The sequence below is a fragment of the Janthinobacterium sp. 13 genome (assembly GCF_002749695.1).
Lineage (GTDB): Bacteria > Pseudomonadota > Gammaproteobacteria > Burkholderiales > Burkholderiaceae_D > Janthinobacterium > Janthinobacterium kumbetense.
The window spans coordinates 5,044,069-5,060,024 of record NZ_PEEQ01000001.1; the positions used below are offsets into that span (position 1 = coordinate 5,044,069).

Sequence of the window (15,956 nt, forward strand, 5' to 3'; positions counted from 1 at the left end):
AAGCGGCATCGGCGTGAGGGCTGCCCGGCTTGCCACGGCATGCCGCAGCGGGGAGTGCCATGCCATGGCGCGGCAAGGTAAAATACGCTATGTCTACCTTACTTCCCACCCTGCTTGCCATTGAAACCTCGTCCGAACTCGCCTCCTGCGCCTTGTTGCGCGGCGATGTCGTCCTGTCCCGTGCGTCGTCGGGCGTGCGCACCCATTCCCAGTCCATTCTGCCGATGGTGCAGGAATTGCTCGCTGAAGCGGGCGTGACCCTGGCCGACGTCGACGCCATCGCCTACGGCTCCGGCCCCGGCTCGTTTACGGGCGTGCGCACGGCTTGCGGCATCGCGCAAGGCCTGGCCTATGGCGCCAAGCTGCCCGTCGTGCCCGTCGTCACCCTTGACGCCATGGCGCTCGCGTGCCACCAGCAACATGGCGCGCAACGCATCGTGACCGTGCTCGACGCCCGCATGGGCGAAGTGTACTGGGCGCAATATGATTACCAGGATGGCTTGCAGATTGTTGCGCCACCGGCCCTGAGCGCGCCGGCCGGCGTGGCGCCGCAAGGCGATGTCGCCGCTTGCGGCAACGGTTTCAGTGCATACGCCGAGGCGCTGGCCGTGCTGCCGTGCGCCGCGACTGCCGACGCCGCCATCATGCCGCACGCCGTGCAAGTGGCGCAGCTGGCGCGCATCGCCTTTGCGGCCGGCCAGTTCGTGACGGCGGCCGAGGCGCAGCCTTTGTATTTGCGCAACAAGATCGCCTACACGAGCGCGGAACGCCTCGACATGCAGGCCGCCAAGGCCGCTGCGGAGTCCGCGCAATGAGTGTGGCGGACCAGGACCGCGCTGCCGGCTGGGACTTGTTGCGCCTCGACTATCAGCCGATGGCCGAAGCGGACTTGACCGAGGTGCTGGCGCTGGAGCAGCGCGTGTATCCGCATCCCTGGACGCACGGCAACTTCGTCGATTCGCTCAAGAGCGGATATCCGGCCTGGGTGCTGCGCGACGTGGATGGCACCCTGCTCGGCTACTTCCTGTTGATGCTGGTCGTCGACGAGGCGCACTTGCTGAACGTGGCCGTCGAAGGCGCCATCCAGGGCCAGGGACTGGGCCGCTTCCTGCTGAACCAGTCCTGCGCCTGCGCGCGCCAGCTGGGCATGGAATCGATGCTGCTGGAAGTGCGCCCGTCGAACGTGCGCGCGCTCGATATTTACCAGCGCTATGGATTTGAACAGATCGGCCGGCGCAAGGGATACTATCCGGCCAGTAACTCGCAACGTGAGGACGCCATCGTGATGCGTTATACCTTATGAGCCGCAGCGCCGTTTTCCTCGATGAAATGGGCGTCGGCCCCCTGTGGCGCTTGCGTCAGGGTGGCGCGCCCGAGGCCGCTGAAGCGGCTGACGTTGCCGAGATCGTGGAAGCAGCAGCGGCACCGGTGGCCGCCGTGCTTGACGCTGCCGCGCCGCCCGTACCCGCAGCGGAGGTTGTTGCTGAGGTGAAAGCCGTTGACGTTGCTGCGCCTGTCGACGTCGCTCCCGCTCCCGCCACGCCTGCCGCTCCCGCCGCATCTGACGATACGGCCTGGTTCGACGATGCGCCGCCACCGCCGCCCGCCAGACAGCTGAGCGATACGGATATCGCCGCCCTCGACTGGGATGGCTTGACGGCTGCCGTCGCCAAGTGCGCGCGCTGCGACCTGTGCAAGACGCGCAAGGGCGTCGTCATGGGCCGCGGCGACCGCCAGGGCGATTGGCTGATGCTGGCCAGCAGCCCGTCGCGCCTGGAAGAGCGGGAAGGGCGCGCCTTGCCGGGCGAGCAGGGCAAATTGCTCGACAATATGCTGAAAGCCATCGCCGTCGATGCGGATAGCGATGTGTACATCACGCACTTGCTCAAGTGTCGTCCGCTCGACGAGGGGGGGCAGGAACGCTTGCCGACAGAAGCCGAGTCCGCCGCCTGCCGCCCGTATTTCGAGCGCGAACTGGCCCTGCTGCAACCGCGTACTATTTTGACGCTCGGCTCGATGGCCGCCGCCGGCATCAATCCCGGCGAGAAACCCGTGCGCGGCACCGTGTGCCAACTGGGGAAGGCCTCCGTCGTGGCCACTTTCCACCCGGAAATGCTGCTGCAGGACGAGACGGGCAAGGCCAAGGCGCGCGCCTGGGCCGATCTGTGCCTGGCGAAAAGCACGCATGGTGATTCGCACGGTGAGTGATGCGGTCGCCGGCGCTTTCCAGGCCCGCTTCGAGCGCCGCTGGGGGCATCTGACGCACCCCCGCGTGCGTGCGCTGGCCTGGCTGCTCGACTCGCCCGACTTGCTGGACCCGGCCAGCTCCCACTGGGGCGGGCGCATCGCCAGCCTCGCGCCCGTCTCGCCTTCTGTTATTAGCTGGCTGGGCGCGCTGCAAGACGATCCGTCGCCGCTCGATGCGGCGCTGGGGCCGAAATTCTACTCCCGCCTGGGCCTGTACGCTGAAAAGCTGCTGGCCTTTTATTTTGAGCAACACGGACTGCTGCAAGCGCATGGCTTGCAAGTGCAGGTGAACCGCAACGACACGGTGGGCGAGTTCGATTTCCTGCTGCGCGATGGGGCGCAGGGTGACGCGTTGCTGCACTGGGAATTCGCCACCAAGTTCTACCTGCTGGAAGGCGCGCCTGATCCCGGCGTCTTCAATCACTTGATCGGCCCCAACCTGGCCGATACCCTGGGATTGAAGATGCGCAAGATCCTCGACAAGCAACTGGCCTTGTCCCGCCATCCGGCCGCGCAAACCCTGCTGGCGCAGCCCGTGCGGGCGGCGCAGGCGCTGGTCAAGGGCTGGCTGTTTTATACCCCGGACGCCACGCCCGCCCTGGACGGTATTTCCCAGGATCATGGACACGGCTTCTGGTGCGCGCCCACACAATTGCCGGCGCAGCGCTATGTCGTGCTGCCGCGCTTGCAATGGCTGGCGCCGTTCAAGGGCCGCGACGTGGAAGTGCTGGACGTGGAGGCCTTGCGTGCGCGCTTGTTTGATCTGGCGCAACCGGTGATGGTGGCCACGGTGGATAATGTCGAAGGCTGGGAAGTGGAGCGCACGCGTGGTTTTGTCGTGCCGCCTGACTGGACGGAGCAGGCTGCCGCGCGGCGGCTCGCTGGCATGCTGCCAGCGTAATGCCGGGGGCTGATCCGCCGGCTCAGCCCCCGAAATTAATGCTTTTGCTCACCGATCAGCGATAAATTGTCGTGCTCGGCCTGGTTCAGCTTGTGCTTGCGCATGATCATGTACATGGTGCCGGCGACGAACAGGCCGAACAGGGTGATGATGATGTTCAGCGGCAGGTGCAAGCGGATCATGATCGAATACACGGCCAGCATGGTCAGAATCGACAGGTTTTCATTGAAGTTTTGCACGGCGATGGAGTGGCCTGCGCTCATCAGCACGTGGCCGCGATGTTGCAGCAGAGCATTCATTGGCACGACAAAGAAGCCGGACAGGGCGCCGATCAGTATCAGCAGCGGGTAGGCGATCCACACGGAATGTACTTGCGTCATCATCATGACGATCACGCCCATGGCGATGCCCAGCGGAATGACGGTAAGCGATTTGCGCAGCGGAATGAAGCGGGCCGACAGCACGGCGCCGGCGGCCACGCCGATGGCGACCACGCCCACCAGGCTGGTCGCCTTGTCGAAGGGCATGTTCAAGGATTGCTTGGCCCATTCCAGCACGATCAGCTGCAAGGTGGCGCCGGCGCCCCAGAACAGGGTCGTCACGGCCAGGGTGATCTGGCCCAGCTTGTCTTTCCACAGGATGGAATAGCAATTGGCAAAATCGGTGATCAGTTTGATAGGATTGCGTTCCTGGTGCGGATATACGCAGCCCGTGTCGGGAATCTTCAGGTTGGCCAGGGTCGCCAGCACATAAATGCCGACCACCACGCACAGGGCCGCTTCCGTCTTGTTGGTGATGCCCGTGTCGATCAGGGGGAAGTCGAAGGACAGCAGCATGTCGGACACGTGGCCGCTGACGAGCGCGCCGCCCATGACGGTGCCGAGGATGATGGAAGTGACGGTCAAGCCTTCGATCCAGCCATTCGCCGCCACGAGCTTTTCCGGCGGCAGCAGTTCCGTCAGGATGCCGTATTTGGCGGGCGAGTACACGGCCGCGCCAAAACCGACGACGGCGTAGGCCAGCAGCGGGTGTACGTGGAAGAAGACGAGGGCGCAGCCGAAGATCTTGACCATGTTGGCGATGAACATGACCTTGCCTTTTGGCAATGCATCTGCGAAGGCGCCGACAAAAGCGGCCAACAGCACGTAAAACAGCACGAACGACAGTTTGAGCAGCGGCGTGATCCACGCCGGGGATTTCATGGACACCAATAAATCGACGGCGACAAAAAAGAGGGCGTTATCTGCCAGCGAGGAAAAGAACTGCGCCGCCATGATGGTATAAAAACCACGATTCATTCTGGATTGCCTGAAATCATATCTGGCTTGCTTTATACCACGAAAAAACGGCAAACCCCAAGTTTGGAAGGGGCCGCTTTGCATACTCTTGCCTAAGCGAACCTTAATTTTTCTGCCGTAGAAAAATACACATACATGTGAGCATTTTATAAATGATGTCCTCTGCATACGACCTTGGGCGTCTGCCGTGTCCGCGTACTGTGCATCCGGTAAAATACGGCTTTCCCACCCGCCGTGAACGATGCATATGCCCAGGCCCCTTCTCGCCACCATCCATCTCGATGCCATGCAACACAATCTGGCGCGCGCCCGTGCCGGCGCCCGCGGCGCCAAGGTGTGGGCCGTCGTCAAGGCAAATGCCTATGGCCACGGCCTGGAACGGGCCATGCGGGGCTTTGCCGATGCCGATGGCCTGGCGCTGGTCGAGGTCGACTACGCCGTGCGTCTGCGCGAACTGGGCTGGACCAAGCCCATCTTGCTGCTGGAAGGTTTTTTTGACGCCAGCGATTTGCCCGTCATGGCGCAATATGGCTTGAACGGCAGCGTGCATTGCGAGGAACAGATCGCCCTGCTGGCAGCGGCGCGCCTGCCGCACGCCATCGATGTGCACTTGAAAATGAATACGGGCATGAATCGCCTGGGCTTTACGCCGGACGCCGTGGCGGGGGCGTATGCGCGCCTGCGCGCCATGCCGCATATCGGCACGATCACCCTGATGACGCACTTCGCCAATGCGGATGAGGCGGCGCCCACGCGCTTGCCCCTGGAGCAGCAGATGCTGCGTTTCGAAGCGGGCGCGGCCAGCATTGGTGTGCCCTTGCCGCGCAGCCTGTGCAATTCGGCTGGCGTGCTGCTGCACCACCTGGACAGCGACTGGGTGCGCCCCGGCATCATGCTGTACGGCGGCACGCCCAGCGGTGCTCCCGGCGGCACGTCCGCGCAGGCGTTCGGCTTGCTGCCCACCATGACCTTGCGCAGCAGCATTATCGGCATCCAGGATATCGCCGCCGGTGAAGTGGTGGGTTACGGCAGCCGCTACGAAGCGGCCGGCAATATCAAGGTGGGCGTGGTGGCGTGCGGCTATGCGGACGGCTACCCGCGCCATGCGCCCGAAGGCACGCCCGTGCTCGTCGACGGCGTGCGCACGGGACTCATCGGCAGGGTGTCGATGGACATGCTGATGGTTGACCTGACGCACGTGCCCGGTGCAAAAGTCGGCAGTGCCGTCACCTTGTGGGGCCAGGGCATGCCGATCGACGAGGTGGCCCTGGCCGCCGGCACCATCGGCTACGAGCTGATGTGCGCATTGGCGCCCCGCGTGCCCGTGGTCGAAGCGACACAGTGACGGCGGCCCGCCGTTTGTATATACTGTATATATAGACAGCAGTTTCACCTTACCCGGGCAAAGTACACCATGGCAAAAGTCAAGACCATCTACACCTGCAGCGATTGCGGCGCCATCAGCAACAAATGGATGGGGCAGTGCACCTCGTGCAACCAGTGGAACACCATGGTGGAAACCCTGCCCGAGACGGGCGGCAACAACCGCTATTCGAACCCGCAACACATGTCGCTGGCGCAGACGGCGCCCGTGCTGTCGCTCGACGATATCGACGCCATCGACGTGCCCCGCTTCGGCACGGGCATCGAGGAATTCGACCGCGTGCTGGGCGGCGGCATGGTGGCGGGCGGCGTGGTGCTGATCGGCGGCGACCCCGGCATCGGCAAGTCGACCCTGCTGCTGCAGGCGCTGGCCAATATGTCGCACCACAAGCGCGTGCTGTACGTCAGCGGCGAGGAATCGGGCGCGCAGATCGCCTTGCGCGCCAAGCGCCTCGTCATCGACGCCAAGGAACTCAAACTGCAGGCCGAGATCCAACTGGAAAAGATTCTCGCCACCCTGGCCGATTTAAAACCGGAAGTGGTGGTGATCGACTCCATCCAGACCGTGTATTCGGACGCGCTCAGCTCGGCGCCCGGTTCCGTGGCGCAAGTGCGCGAATGCGCGGCCCAGCTCACGCGCGCGGCCAAGCAGACGGGCGTGACCATCATTCTGGTCGGCCACGTGACGAAAGAGGGCGCGCTGGCCGGCCCCCGCGTGCTCGAACACATCGTCGACACGGTGCTGTACTTCGAGGGCGACGCCCATTCCAGCTTCCGCCTCGTGCGCGCCATCAAGAACCGTTTCGGCGCCGTCAATGAACTGGGCGTGTTCGCCATGACGGAAAAGGGCTTGAAAGGGGTGTCGAACCCGTCCGCGCTGTTCCTGTCGCAGCACGACAACCAGGTGCCGGGCTCGTGCGTGATGGTGACGCAGGAAGGTACGCGCCCGCTGCTGGTGGAAATCCAGGCCCTGGTCGATACGAGCCACTTGCCGAATGCGCGCCGCTTGTCCGTCGGCCTGGAGCAGAACCGCCTAGCCATGCTGCTGGCCGTGGCGCACCGCCACGCGGGCATCGCCGCCTTCGACCAGGATGTGTTCATCAACGCCGTCGGCGGCGTGAAGATCACGGAACCGGCGGCCGACCTGGCCGTGTTGCTGGCAATTAACTCATCGATGCGCAACAAGCCGCTGCCGCGAGGGCTGGTGGTGTTTGGCGAAGTGGGCCTGGCCGGCGAGATCCGTCCCGCGCCACGGGGCCAGGAGCGCTTGCGCGAAGCGGCCAAGCTGGGCTTTACCCTGGCCGTGGTGCCCAAGTCGAACTTGCCCAAGCAAGTCATCGAGGGCCTCAAGGTCATCGGCGTCGAGCGCATCGATGAAGCGTTCAACAAGCTGCGCGACCACGAGTAAAAGTTGGTATGGTTTAAATGCCAAGCTTGAGACAAGTCAAACAAAATTTCCGTTTAGAACTATAATATTTGTCCGATGGATGCGCCTCGCGCATCCGCATCGACAATGCATAGATAGAGAAGCGGAATACAGTGTCAGTTGAGCAAAGGCAGGGCGCACGCAAGATATTGCGTGCCAAGGCAATGTTGGTAATGGATGGCGCGGGCCCCGTGGCGGCGCGCACCCTCGACGTGGGGCCGGGCGGCATGTCGGCCGTCATCGCGGAACCGGTGCCGACAGGCAAGAAGGGCAAGGTGCTGTTCGAATTGTTTTACGATGGCGCGGCGCACATCATCGAGGCGCGCGTATCCGTCTCGCACTGTATTTTCAGCAGTGCCGGTTTCAAGGTGGGACTCACTTTCCAGCAGCTGGACATGGCCGTCAGCAGCGCCATTTCGAAATTCATGCGCTGAGGCACGTCCGAAGATAAACGGCAAGTGATTGCGCTAAAATGGTGCATATGGGTTTGCAGTCAGGAAAAACCTGTTCTGTTCGCTGTTTTGATATTCCGGTAATACTGCATAATTATCAACCAGAAGAGGGACCTTGCCGCGCCATGCGCGCCTGCCGTCCGTTTCCAGCGCAGCACGGTCACGACCTGAACCGTGCGCCATGACCTTATACCCGACGGGAACGCCTACCATGTTTAATTCGACCATCAACAGCAGGGCCTACACCAATAACACGCAGCAGACGACGCAGGGCAATATCTCGGCCGATGTGTATGCGAAGGTGGAGCGCCAGATGCAGTCGCAAAACACGGGCGTCGTCAAGCTCAACGCCAGCCTGGCGCGCGACCAGGCCAAGTTCTCGGGCCTGGGCCAGCTGCAATCGGCGCTGGCGAAATTCCAGACCGTGGCCAAGAACATGGCCGGCAGCGGCCTGGCCACGTCGGCCACGTCCAGCAGCAAGGATGTGCTGAGCGCCACCACCACCGACAAGGCGGTCAGCGGCAGCCATGAAATGAACGTCAAGCAACTGGCGCAGGGACAGACCTTGCTCAGCGGCGCGCAGAAATCCTCGAGCGCGGCCATCGGCACGGGGGCGCCCGCGCTGGTCAAGATTGAAGTGGGCTCGGCCGACGGCAAGCAATTTACGCCCGGCAGCGGCAAGATCATTGCGGTGACCATCGACAGCAGCAACAATAGCCTCGACGGCATCGCCGCCGCGCTCAAGCAGCAGGGCGTCGACGCCAGCGTGGTCAAGGGCGCCGATGGCTACTCGCTGGCCCTGAACGGCAAGAGCGGCGCCGACAGCAGCATGCGCATCAGCGTGTCCGGCGACGCGGCCGTCAGCAATCTGCTCAGCTATGCGCCCGGCGCGGGCAAGGGCATGCAGCAGACGGCCGCCGCGCAGGATGCGCTGCTGACCGTCGACGGCAAGGAAATCAAGAGCGCCACGAATACCCTGACGACGGCCGTCGAGGGCGCCACCATCGAATTGAAGAAAAAAGGCACGACCGACCTCGTCATCGCCAAGGACAGCAGCCAGATCGCCAGCAACGTGGCCAGTTTCGTCACGGCCTATAATGAACTCAACAGCAAGCTGCAGAGCCTGCAGCAGGGCGACTTGAAGTCCGACACGGCCCTGGGGCAAGTGCGCTCGCAGATGGAACAAGTGCTGCGCACGGCCAGCACGGGCGTGCCTTCCTCGGTCTTGGGCAGCGCCGGCGTGACCCTGGGCAAGAGCGGCGAGCTGGTGCTCGACGACAAAAAACTCAAGGCCGCCATCGCGGCCGATCCGGACGCCGTCAGCAAGATGTTCACGAATAACGGCAAGGGCGTGGCGGACCAGTTCGCCAGCAAGATCGGCGAGTTGACGGGCGAAACGAGCATCATCCGCAAGGAAGTGCAGACGGTCGGCAAGGACATCACGACGCTCACCAACAAGAAAGCCGTGCTGGCCAAGGCGCTGACGGCCCAGGCGCAGGCGCTGGTGAAAGCGTATTCCGCGCAGGAACAGATGGGAACGAATTCGGCCTTGCCGGGTTATACGGGCAAGAATTCCCTGTTCGACTTCATGGCTTGAGAGCGCACCGCTAAAGCGCCCATGGCGGCGTTGCATCGCCTTGCCGTACCAGCGTACTGCCTGCGGCGCTGCGCCTTGCCCTAAGCGCTGTATCGGCGCGCTTTCCAGTTGGCTAGATTCTGTCGCCCTGGGCAAAGAAGGCCGACGGCGAACTGCCGAAAGTCTTCTTGAACATGGCGGAAAAGGCCGACTGGCTGGCGTAGCCCAGTTCTTCGGCCACTTGCGACAGCGGCACGCCGCGCGCGATCAGGGGCGCCGCGTGCGCCAGGCGCACTTGCTGGCGCCACTGGCCAAAACTCATGCCCAATTCCCGTTCAAACAGCCGCGCCAGAGTACGCTCCGAGGCGCCGACCTGCTGCGCCCAGTGTTCCAGCGTCTGGTTCAAGCCCGGTTTCTCGATCAGGCTGTCGCACAGGCTTTTCAGGCGCTTGTCGCCCGGCAAGGGCACGCGGATGGGGCGCGTGGCCGAGCGTTTCAATTCATCGAGGATCAGTTCGGCCAGCAGCGCCTCGCGCGCCGGTTCCTGCCCCGGATCCAGCTGTTCCAGCGCCATGATCAGCTGGCGCAGCAAATTCGATACTTCCAGCACCTTGCAATCGTGGCCCGCAAAGGGCGCGCGCGCGGCGTGGATGCACAGGGGGCGCAAGCGGGTCTTTTCCAGTATCGTGACGGCATGCTCCACGTTGGGCGCGATCCAGATGGCGCGCATGGGCGGCAGCACCCAGCTGCTGTTGTTGGCGGTGATGCGCAGCACGCCTTCGAGCGCCATCGTGACCTGGCCCCAGGGGTGGCTGTGCGGCAATAAGAATTCATCGGGTTGCAGGTCGCGCGCGATCATGGTCACGGGAATGGTGGCGCTGGGCGCTTCCCGTGGCGGACACATGCGGGTATGGTGGAGGATAGGTACACCCATCAGCTTGGCCTTAATTCGATAAATTATGTCGTTCTGTCGGAAAACAGACGATGGTATTTTGCATACACTTGAGCTTCACCAGTATAAGACAGGGTATGACATGATAACAACTAACTCGGCATCCGGACTTCCCACCTTGCGCGGCGATGCGCGCGTCATCGCCCTGGTGGGGCTGGCGCATGGCGTGTCGCACTTTTATCACCTGATCCTCGCGGCCCTGTTCGTCTGGCTGAAACCCGCCTTCGGCCTGTCGTATGCGGAACTGGGCTTGCTGATGACGGTGTTCTTCATCATCTCGGGCGTGGGGCAGGCGCTGGCCGGCTTCGTCGTCGACCGTTTCGGCGCCCGTGCCGTGCTGTTTTCCGGCATTTTCTTGCTGGGCGTGTCGGCGCTGGCCCTGTCCACCGCCCACAGCTATGCGGCGCTGATGCTGGGCGCCATGCTGGCCGGCATGGGCAACAGCGTGTTCCATCCGGCCGACTACACGATCCTCAACCAGCGCGTGTCGGCGGCCCGCGTGGCGTACGGCTTTTCCGTGCATGGCATCAGCGGCAACATCGGCTGGGCGCTGGCGCCCCTGTTCATGACGTATGTCGCCACCAACTACGACTGGCGGGTGGCCTTGCAATGCGCGGCCGTGCTGCCGTTCGGCGTGCTGCTGATCCTGTTCCTGAACCGCCACGCCATCCGCCCCGAACCCGTGAAACAGGCCGCGCCGGGCCAGGCCGCCGGCGGCGAAGGCACGCTGGACTTCCTGCGCCTGCCGGCAGTGTGGATGTGCTTTGCCTTCTTCTTCATTACCGCCATCGCCCTGGGCGGCATCCAGAGCTTTGCCAGCGTGGCCCTCGTCAAGCTGTACGGCATGAGCCTGGCGCTGGCCACGAGCGCCTACACGGCCTATATGCTGGCCTCGGCCGTGGGCATGCTGGCCGGCGGCGTGGTGGGCGCGCGCAGCAAGCAGCCGGACCGCAACGTGGCGATCGCCTTTGCCGCCGCCGCGCTGCTGGCCGTGCTGCTGGGCATGGCCGTCGTGCCGGCCTGGGGCGCGGTGGTGCTGATGGGCGCCATCGGCCTGATGTCGGGCGTGGCGGGGCCGTCGCGCGACCTGATGATACGCGCGGCGGCGCCGAAGAATGCCACCGGGCGCGTGTACGGCGTCGTGTATTCGGGCCTCGACAGCGGCCTGGCCGTAGGGCCTTTGTTCTTTGGCGCGCTGATGGATGGCGACCATCCGGCCCTGCTGTTCGTCTTCATCGGCCTGTTCCAGGCGCTGGCGATCGCCACGGCCGTGGGCGTGGGCGGCAAAACACGTGCCGCGGCGCTGCAAAAGGCATAGAATCGTTGCCATCTGCCACGAAAGGAATCCCCATGACCTTTGCCACCACCGACCTGTGCGACGACTATGCAGCCATGCTGGACGACGGCACCCTGGCCGTGCTGCCGCCCGTGTACCGCGCCTTCGGCCAGCGCGTGCGCTTCAGCGGCCCCGCCACCACCTTGCACGTGTTCGAAGACAACGCCCTCGTGCGCAGCACCCTGGAAACGCCGGGCCAGGGCCATGTGCTGGTGATCGATGGCGGCGGCAGCCTGCGCCGCGCGCTGGTGGGCGGCCAGCTGGGCGTGTTGGCCGAAAGCAACGGCTGGGCCGGCATCGTCGTCGATGGCTGCATCCGCGACAGCGAGGAAATCAATGTCTGCCAGATCGGCGTGCGCGCCCTGGCCACGCATCCGCGCAAGAGCAACAAGACGGGCGCCGGCCAGCGCGACGTGCGCGTGCAGATCAGCGGCGTGGCCGTGCATCCGGGCGACTGGATCTACGCCGATGCGGATGGCATCCTGGTGGCACGGCAAGAGCTTGATTGAGCTGTCGCCCTCCGGAGGAGGGGGGAAGGGCGCCTGAAGACGTTGCAAATTGCTCACATTAAATATATTTTTGCAAAGTTCTTGGATTTTCATCCTGGCTGCGATATGATTTTACTTAAGGTAACTTTAATGCCAATAAGGCAAGGAAATCAACTCATGAAAATCGCCACCATCGCAGCCGTTGTCGCCCTGTTTGCTGCCGGCACCGCCAGCGCCAGCCCCGTCAACCTGATCACGAATGGCAATTTTGAAACAGTTGCTTCCGGCTATACCTTCGACAGCGGCTTTAAAGTCGTCAACAGCGGTTCGTCGGCCATCACGGGCTGGACCGTGGGCGCCAGTTCCGTCGACCTGATCCGCAATGCGTATAACGCCATCAACGGCTACAGCGTCGATTTGCTGGGTACGCCAGGTCCGGGTTTCCTGTCGCAAAATTTCAGCGTCGTTGCCGGCCAGACGTACAGCCTGACCTTTGACATGGCGCGCAATTCCGGCGGCCCTGCAGGCCAGGGCGTGAGCGTCAATTTCGGTGGCGTGGTGGGGGATTTCTACTCGACGGCCGCCGCTTCGAACACCTTGTACAGCAACACCCTGAGCTTCACGGCCGCTTCCACGGGCCTGGCGACCCTGTCGTTTGCCAGCGCCGCCAAGGCAGGCACGCCGTTCGACAATTACTCGGGCGCCGTGATCGACAATGTTTCCGTGATGGCCGCCGTGCCGGAACCGGAAACCTACGCCATGTTGCTGGCCGGCCTGGGCCTGATGGGTTTCCTGCGCCGCCGCAAGGCCGCCAAGTAATTCCAGCCTTGCGCCACGTCAAAACCGCCTGCGGCCATGCCCAGGCGGTTTTTGTTTTTCAGGGAGCTGGTGCTGCATCGGCATCTCCCCGCAACGGACAGGCGGCCGCCTGCGGCTCCATCCGCCGCGCCAGTTCGCCGCGCAACTGCGTCAAGCCGGCGATGCGCGCATCGATGTCGGCCAGCTTGCGCGCCAGCGCCGCGCGCAGCAGGTCCGCCATGGCCGGATCGCCTGCGCCGGCCAGCAGCGGCATGTCGGCCTCGATTTCCGCCAGCGTAAAACCCAGCTGCTGCGCCGTGCGCAGGTAGCGCAGCCAGTCCGCCGCTTCGGGCGGATAGTCGCGGTAGCCATTCGCGCCGCGCCGCGCGCGCAGCAAGCCCCGCTTTTCATAGAAGCGCAGGGTATCGCGGCTCAAGCCCGTCGCCTGCGCCATCTCGCCGATCTGCATGGAAATATTCCTTCATAAAATGCTTGACCATGGAGTGTACTCCAGCCTTGAGAATGGATGCTTTCCATACACAGGAGTTGCCATGTTGTCCGTTTCCGCCTTCCGCCGCGTGGTGCGCGCCAGCGCCATTTACGATGTGCTCATGATTGCCCCGTTTACCACGCCGTGGACGTTTTTGCTGCTGCGCGAGCACTTGAACGCCATCAACCTGGCCCTGGGCGGCGCGCCACTGCCAGTGTTCGAACCCTTGCATTTGCTCATCAGCAGCTTGCTGGGCAGCGTGGTGATGGTCTGGTCGGTGCTGCGCATGCTCGATCCGCAGCCGCGCTTCGGCCGCTACGACGCCGTGGCCCGCTACCTGTTTTCCACCTGGATGGCGTGGGCCTTGCTCATGACGGGCCAGCCCCTGCTGTGGCTGTTCCTCGTGCCGGAGCTGGCCTGGGGTCTCGCGCAAAGCTTGCCGGTGCGCCGCAGCGAGGGCGGGCCGGAAGGGGGCGCGCGTGAATCGCTGTTGAGATGACGATAACGAAATGCAATAATAGCCGTGCTCGCAGTGCAACAATGACTGCAATGAACGACTATTAAGGGAATGACTATGCAGCAGGATGCCGCAGGAAAAAACATGGCGCTACTCGATCCGGTGGTGGCGCCGCGCATCGCGGTGACGCGCCTGGTGACGGGCCTGCTGCAAGGCTTGCTGCTGTACTGGCTGTACAGCACGGCGCAAGACAAGGTGTGGCCCGCCACGGAAGCCTATCTGCTGGGCCCGTTGATGCTGATCAGCTTGCTGCTGCCCATCCTGCTGGTGTCCAGCCTGGGCCACATGTCCCTCAAGCGCATCGCCCTGTGGATGGCGGGCGCGGCCGTCGTGCTGGCCGTGCTGGCCTGGCACGACGTGGCGCGTGGCGCTGAGCACGTGATTTGGGGCAACTACAAGCCGGGCGCGCCGCTGCGCGTGATTTCCGCCCAGCTGTTCGGTTTTTGCGTGGTGGGGTTTTATATCGCCCACGCGCTGGTGCTGGCCAGCGCCCAGGATGGCCAGCGCATCGCCCGCTACCCGACCTACTTTGAAATCGCCTGGAAGCTGGGTATCCAGCTGCTGTTTTCCCTGCTGTTCGTGCTGGGCCTGTGGCTGGTGCTGTGGCTGGGCGGGCAGCTGTTCCTGCTGATTAAGCTCAGTTTCCTGAAAAAGCTGCTGGGCCAGGCCTGGTTCGTGATCCCCGTCATCTGCTTCGCGTTTTCCTTTGCCATCCACATCACGGACGTGCGCCCATCCATCGTGCGCGGCATCCGCACCTTGCTGCTGGTGCTGTTGTCGTGGCTGATGCCGATCGCCGCCGTGCTCGTCTCCGGTTTCCTGCTGACCTTGCCTTTCATCGGCTTCGAGCGCCTGTGGGCCACGCGCCATGCGGCGTCCGTGCTGCTGGGCATGGCCGGCGTGCTGGTGGTGCTGATCAATGCCGCCTTCCAGAACGGCGAAGTGGGCCATGGCGTGGCGCGCGGCATCCGCCTGGGCACGCGCCTGGCTTGCCTGTTGCTGCCGTGGGTGGTGGGCATCGCCATCTATGCGCTGACCTTGCGCGTGATGTCGCACGGCTGGACGTCCGACCGCCTGATCGCGGCCGCCTGCCTGCTGGTCGCCACCTGCTACGCGGCCGGCTATGCCTGGGCGGCCAGCAAGTATGGCGACTGGCTGCACCTGATCGCCAACGTCAACGTGGCCACCGCCTTTGTGACCCTGCTGGTGCTGTTCGCCCTGTTTTCGCCGCTGGCGGACCCGGCGCGCATTTCCGTGGCCAGCCAGATGGCGCGCCTGGACAGCGGCAAGGTGGGCGTGGACAAGTTCGATTTCGAATACCTGCGCTTCCAGGGCGCCCGCTATGGCCAGGCGGCCCTGCAGGAATTGACGAAACGCACGACGGGCCCGGATGCGGCCATCGTGCGGGCGCGCGCCGACGCCATGCTCAAGCGCCAGAACCGCCTCGACGAGGCGGGCGCGCTGAGCGACGTGTCGATCAACCTGACCCTGCGTCCGGCGACGGCGAAGCTGCCGGACAGTTTCCTGCGTCAGGACTGGACGCAAGTGGGCCCGGCCTGGCGCCTGCCCGCCTGCCTGAAGCGGGCAGGGCCGCAGTGCGACGCCTACCTGCTCGATTTCGATGGCGACGGCAAGCAGGACGTGTTGCTGATCAGCAATGATCCGCGCGCCTCGTCGGTGTTGCTGGCGGAAAAAGAAGACGGCAGCTGGACGGCGCGCGGGCAAATCCCCACCGATGCCCTGCGCTGCAAGCCCCTGCGCGAGAAGCTGCAAGCGGGCCAGTTCCAACTGGTGCCGCCGAAGGTGCGCGAGCTGGAAGTGGATGGCCAGCGCGTGCCGATGACTTTGTATACGCCGGAGGACGAGGTCAGCTGCCCGGACGAGACGGCGCCGGCCCCGTAGATGGCAGGAAGAGGGCGCGCAGCGGGGCGTGCAGCGCGGGATGGAACCGCCAGCTTGCCCTGACGGCAGCGACGTGGTGCACTGAATCATTCCGACGGTCCCGTATCGGCGGAAGCTGCGAATGACGATGGCCGGCCGGAGGCTGCCACTGAAGCGTTGAATCTGACAGCGCTGGCCGAAGCCTCCTTCT

Annotated in this window: 16 protein-coding genes; 13 read left to right on the plus strand and 3 right to left on the minus strand. The window is 64.0% G+C overall.

Annotation, left to right across the window (positions count from 1 at the left end; genetic code table 11):
- Window positions 1-89: 89 nt before the first annotated feature.
- From tsaB to CLU94_RS22230, 4 genes are read left to right on the plus strand one after another with little or no spacing between them, the layout of a single operon-like run.
- Window positions 90-815 carry a tRNA (adenosine(37)-N6)-threonylcarbamoyltransferase complex dimerization subunit type 1 TsaB gene (tsaB, locus tag CLU94_RS22215; protein WP_099667210.1) on the plus strand — a complete coding sequence of 242 codons (726 nt, stop codon included), beginning with the start codon at window positions 90-92 and terminating at the stop codon, window positions 813-815.
- Window positions 812-1,303 carry a ribosomal protein S18-alanine N-acetyltransferase gene (rimI, locus tag CLU94_RS22220; RefSeq protein WP_099667211.1) on the plus strand — a complete coding sequence of 164 codons (492 nt, stop codon included), beginning with the start codon at window positions 812-814 and terminating at the stop codon, window positions 1,301-1,303. The genes tsaB and rimI overlap by 4 nt, the downstream gene beginning before the upstream one ends.
- Window positions 1,300-2,208, plus strand: coding sequence for a uracil-DNA glycosylase (locus CLU94_RS22225; RefSeq protein ID WP_099668438.1), 909 nt, complete (start codon window positions 1,300-1,302; stop codon window positions 2,206-2,208). Before rimI ends, CLU94_RS22225 begins: the two co-directional genes overlap by 4 nt.
- Entirely contained in the window at window positions 2,186-3,148 is a 963-nt protein-coding gene (locus tag CLU94_RS22230; RefSeq protein ID WP_099667212.1) for a DUF1853 family protein, read from the plus strand. Before CLU94_RS22225 ends, CLU94_RS22230 begins: the two co-directional genes overlap by 23 nt.
- A gap of 35 nt (window positions 3,149-3,183) precedes the next feature.
- Here the strand turns inward: CLU94_RS22230 and lplT are convergent, their stop codons facing one another.
- Window positions 3,184-4,446: a lysophospholipid transporter LplT gene (gene lplT, locus CLU94_RS22235; RefSeq protein WP_034779369.1), complete on the minus strand. Its 1,263-nt coding sequence runs from the start codon at window positions 4,444-4,446 to the stop codon at window positions 3,184-3,186.
- Between the two features lie 247 nt (window positions 4,447-4,693).
- On the opposite strand from lplT, the gene alr reads away from it, so the two are divergent.
- The 4 genes from alr to fliD all read left to right on the plus strand — a co-directional run bounded on the left by alr (window position 4,694) and on the right by fliD (window position 9,304).
- Window positions 4,694-5,791, plus strand: a complete 1,098-nt coding sequence (alr, locus tag CLU94_RS22240) for an alanine racemase (protein ID WP_099667213.1) — start codon at window positions 4,694-4,696, stop codon at window positions 5,789-5,791.
- A gap of 69 nt (window positions 5,792-5,860) precedes the next feature.
- Window positions 5,861-7,237, plus strand: coding sequence for a DNA repair protein RadA (gene radA, locus CLU94_RS22245; RefSeq protein ID WP_099667214.1), 1,377 nt, complete (start codon window positions 5,861-5,863; stop codon window positions 7,235-7,237).
- A gap of 131 nt (window positions 7,238-7,368) precedes the next feature.
- Complete coding sequence (locus tag CLU94_RS22250) at window positions 7,369-7,689, plus strand: PilZ domain-containing protein (RefSeq protein WP_257218936.1); 321 nt, start codon at window positions 7,369-7,371, stop codon at window positions 7,687-7,689.
- A gap of 229 nt (window positions 7,690-7,918) precedes the next feature.
- Window positions 7,919-9,304: a flagellar filament capping protein FliD gene (gene fliD / locus CLU94_RS22255; RefSeq protein WP_099667215.1), complete on the plus strand. Its 1,386-nt coding sequence runs from the start codon at window positions 7,919-7,921 to the stop codon at window positions 9,302-9,304.
- 112 nt (window positions 9,305-9,416) lie between these two features.
- On the opposite strand, the gene CLU94_RS22260 is transcribed toward fliD, so the two are convergent.
- Window positions 9,417-10,217 (minus strand): AraC family transcriptional regulator, encoded by an 801-nt coding sequence (locus CLU94_RS22260; RefSeq protein WP_180278731.1) that lies wholly within the window; start codon window positions 10,215-10,217, stop codon window positions 9,417-9,419.
- A 100-nt stretch (window positions 10,218-10,317) separates the two neighbouring features.
- Here CLU94_RS22260 and CLU94_RS22265 point away from each other — a divergent pair, with 100 nt between their 5' ends.
- The 3 genes from CLU94_RS22265 (at window position 10,318) to CLU94_RS22275 (ending at window position 12,878) form a co-directional block, all read left to right on the plus strand.
- Window positions 10,318-11,553 carry an MFS transporter gene (locus tag CLU94_RS22265; RefSeq protein WP_099667217.1) on the plus strand — a complete coding sequence of 412 codons (1,236 nt, stop codon included), beginning with the start codon at window positions 10,318-10,320 and terminating at the stop codon, window positions 11,551-11,553.
- Between the two features lie 32 nt (window positions 11,554-11,585).
- Complete coding sequence (gene rraA, locus CLU94_RS22270) at window positions 11,586-12,080, plus strand: ribonuclease E activity regulator RraA (RefSeq protein ID WP_035820358.1); 495 nt, start codon at window positions 11,586-11,588, stop codon at window positions 12,078-12,080.
- Window positions 12,081-12,236: 156 nt separating this feature from the next.
- Window positions 12,237-12,878 carry a choice-of-anchor C family PEP-CTERM protein gene (locus CLU94_RS22275; RefSeq protein WP_251351617.1) on the plus strand — a complete coding sequence of 214 codons (642 nt, stop codon included), beginning with the start codon at window positions 12,237-12,239 and terminating at the stop codon, window positions 12,876-12,878.
- A 58-nt stretch (window positions 12,879-12,936) separates the two neighbouring features.
- Here CLU94_RS22275 and CLU94_RS22280 read toward each other — a convergent pair whose 3' ends face one another.
- Window positions 12,937-13,326, minus strand: coding sequence for a MerR family transcriptional regulator (locus tag CLU94_RS22280; RefSeq protein ID WP_099667219.1), 390 nt, complete (start codon window positions 13,324-13,326; stop codon window positions 12,937-12,939).
- 82 nt (window positions 13,327-13,408) lie between these two features.
- Here CLU94_RS22280 and CLU94_RS22285 point away from each other — a divergent pair, with 82 nt between their 5' ends.
- Together CLU94_RS22285 and CLU94_RS22290 are read left to right on the plus strand one after the other, a co-directional pair.
- On the plus strand, window positions 13,409-13,846 hold the full coding sequence (locus CLU94_RS22285) for a hypothetical protein (protein ID WP_099667220.1): 438 nt from the start codon (window positions 13,409-13,411) through the stop codon (window positions 13,844-13,846).
- A 102-nt stretch (window positions 13,847-13,948) separates the two neighbouring features.
- Window positions 13,949-15,766: a DUF4153 domain-containing protein gene (locus CLU94_RS22290; protein ID WP_099667221.1), complete on the plus strand. Its 1,818-nt coding sequence runs from the start codon at window positions 13,949-13,951 to the stop codon at window positions 15,764-15,766.
- Window positions 15,767-15,956: the final 190 nt, after the last annotated feature.